This window comes from Nostoc sp. CCY 9925 (assembly GCF_963920935.1).
In the GTDB taxonomy this organism is placed as follows: domain Bacteria; phylum Cyanobacteriota; class Cyanobacteriia; order Cyanobacteriales; family Nostocaceae; genus Nostoc.
This window is the reverse complement of sequence record NZ_CAWUDO010000235.1, coordinates 1-3,042: the sequence shown is the minus strand read 5'-3', so window position 1 is coordinate 3,042 and position 3,042 is coordinate 1. Positions and strand designations below refer to the sequence as shown.

The following is a 3,042-nucleotide window of genomic DNA, read 5'->3' as shown; positions in this document are numbered from 1 at the left end:
TTGATTCAGCATAGGTTTTATTTAGCTAATTTCCCGACTAAACTACCACCTTTAGTAGCAACACCTTTAGCAATCTCAATGGCAATCCCACTGTAAGTTTCAGTAGCTTTATTAATTTGAACTAAAACAGAAATGCCACCACCAGCCGCTAAACCTGTAGCTAAGAATGGCGCAATTATACCAATTGTAAATAGGAAGAACATTGGCTGATAAGATTTAGAATCAGCGACTAATTGCCCGGCAAAACCAACAATGATATTGAAGCAGAGCTTGCCAAAACCTACACTGAAATATCCTACTAACCAACTGTAAATTGATTTAGCTCCGTAAGGTAGCAGAGAACCACCAACAGCTATAGGCCCTAGCAGTGCTGTTACGAGCATAGTCAGTTCAATTCCCCATTGATAAGCCCCATTCATTCCGACTAAAATTATCGTAACTATGTCAGTAACAGCAGACCCAACAAAAGCATTAATAGGAGATAAAATTAAATCAATTCCATTTGCTTGACCATCTTTCACATCATTAAAAGCATCGATAGCGCCATCAACCGCATCTATAAACCAAGAAAAAACTCCATTATTTTTGTTAAATTTATCTGGATATTTTTTGGTTAAATCTTCTTTAGCTTGATTCAAACAGTTGATTTCTTCTTGTTGACTTAAAGATGAATTTCTACATTTATTTACAGCAATACCAATAGCGCTACGTGCTGCTTCAGTTCCCAATGCACTTTCATACGCTTGCTTGAGATCGATTCCTGCCGCCGCTTCGCTAAGAACTATATTATTTACATTATTAATATAGTTTCTAATCCCCAAAGTTGACTTTCCTAGTACATCCCCCTTATTACTGAGCAAAAGAATTACTATTAACGGCCAAATAAAATCAGTATAAGCTCTTTGTTCTTCAAGAGCCATCATTTTTTTTGTCCATTCAACGACGAAGAAAGTTAGTGTTGCTATAGCGAATAAAGCTCCGACTGTACAAATTGCTGAATAAACACCACCTGTAATAGTTTCGTTCCAAAGCTCATCAAATCCTTGCGCTATTGAAGCTGCATTTTCTTTTGCTAAATCAGCTAAATCGCCACCATCTAATTGCGCTAGTAAAAACATGATTTGAATCCTTGCTCAATACAGTAATTTTGAAAGATATTTGAACGCTACTTGATTGTTTGTATAGGAGGAAAAAGCTCTTGTAATTCGTTTCTATACGCTTTTAAGGGAGATCCAATAAATAAATTAGCCCAGCCGTCGCTTTCGCCCTCAAGGCGAAAGCGCCTAGATATCTCGGTTTAGCCAAAAATATTATTGATACGGCTGGGCTGATTTATTCTTGGCAAGTGCCTAATCAGTCAGCAGAAGTAGGATCTAGCCGTGCATTAAGTACGACTTCATGTAGTAGAGACAATCTGCCATCTTCTTCAGAGTTCTCCTTTTTCCGTTGGGAGTCAAGATGATCTGCCACTTGCGTCAGCATCAGGTTAGAGTAGGCATTGTCCTGTCGGGCTGATAAAGAATCAGTACGCTGCTGTGCCAACATTGACACAATTAAGCCGTTCTGAGCAGCGATCGCTTTGAGAACGTTTTGAGAGGCATCCATGTTCTGAGCTTCATCAGAAATATCTTTTGCAAGCTTAGCGATTTGTGCAGTAGTATCAATTTTTTCTTGAGTTTGCTGCTGTCCTTTTTCGCTGACCACGCTAGCGACAGAAGCCAAAACTAGGTCGCGTGAGAGCTTCTGTGCTTTTTCTTGGGCGACAGGATAAGAATAATCATCCTTAAGTGAACCCTTCAATTGATCGGCCGAAGCAATCGGGTCAGGCGCACCCAATTGCCCGATAGAACTATCAATTGCAGCAGTAGCGTTTTCTTTGATGTCTGCCCAGCCGCTGTTAATTTCTTCCTTCGCCCAGGCTTGAATTTCACCAACTTCACTTTGAAGATCCAAAACCATAGAACTAAAAAAATCGTTAATGCTGATGCCATAGCTAGGTGCAGCAATAAATAAACTGCCAAAAGTAGCAGCAGCTATCGCACCAATAGTCAATTTCTTCACGATCGGTTTCATATTAAGCAACCTGTTTGATTTTTGAGCGGGAAATCAAATGTTTAGCCAAGTCTGACAACTCTTGTGTCCGAATCATTTTGATGTAATCCTCACTAAATTTGACTAAACCAAGCAGAGGATTATCTTGATAGTGTTTGAGAAACAAACTGCGTAATTCCTGCTCGTTGGGATTATTAGCAACTGAGGCTAATAAACAGTAGGCGGGATAATAGCGGCAGAAAGTAAGCTTGCCATTATCATCAAGCAGCCACTGAGAGTAAATCCCCTCCTTTTTTGGATAAAAAGCTTCCGTACTATTGACACAGATGATTTCGCTAGGATATTTAAAGCGAACAATGAACGGATCAAGGGCTGATGATTGAATCCTGCCTACTAAACGTGTGGTGATATTGGCAAATATCTTCTGTGCAGCTTTGCTCTGATATATAGTCTCTGGTTCTTGAGCCGAGATGATGACGCGGATACCAGACTTCGCACCATTGGCACACAATCGCCCAATCAACTGGGCGATCGCATCGAATTGAAATAAGATTGGTGCTTCATCCAGGAAGAATATCGAAGCTTTTGATGATAATGCACGACGTAAAGCAGCAGCATAGGCACTAAGAGCGAGTATGGCAGCATCAGCTTCACTCGATAAATTACGTAAAGCGAATACTAACAATTTGGCATTAGTTCTAAAACTGGATGGACGTGAGATGGATTGTCCTACCCTGGTACTTAACCAATAATTTATTCTCAGCCTGATTTGCTCTAAGGCTTCGGAAATCTCTTGACTCTTACTAGCAATAGAATCTAATTGTATAAAAGCTGGAGAACAAAAATTATAAAAGTCTTTGAGTGTCGGAGTTTCGTCCCATTCTTTAGTCCCAAATCCATTTTGTATTGCTGACTTGTAGCGTGATTTAATTTCATCATCATTAAAAAATGTTTTCAAACTCAGAGCAATGATTGACTCAATATTGGTGC

General features: G+C 39.7%; 2 protein-coding genes and 1 pseudogene. All 3 read right to left on the bottom strand.

Translation table 11 applies throughout. The annotated features are described in order from the left end of the window. Positions 1–17: 17 nt before the first annotated feature. Entirely contained in the window at positions 18–1,118 is a 1,101-nt protein-coding gene (locus tag ACM0OY_RS39885) for a hypothetical protein (RefSeq protein ID WP_414574217.1), read from the bottom strand. A gap of 235 nt (positions 1,119–1,353) precedes the next feature. After that, positions 1,354–2,073 carry a hypothetical protein gene (locus ACM0OY_RS39880; RefSeq protein WP_414574216.1) on the bottom strand — a complete coding sequence of 240 codons (720 nt, stop codon included), beginning with the start codon at positions 2,071–2,073 and terminating at the stop codon, positions 1,354–1,356. Position 2,074: 1 nt separating this feature from the next. Beyond that, positions 2,075–3,042 (bottom strand): annotated as a pseudogene (locus ACM0OY_RS39875) (hypothetical protein); the annotation flags it as partial.

Coding starts and splice junctions, on each gene's coding strand:
- ACM0OY_RS39885 (WP_414574217.1), bottom strand. CDS start 1,118: ATGTTTTTACTAGCGCAATTAGATGGTGGCGATTTAGCTGATTTAGCA.
- ACM0OY_RS39880 (WP_414574216.1), bottom strand. CDS start 2,073: ATGAAACCGATCGTGAAGAAATTGACTATTGGTGCGATAGCTGCTGCT.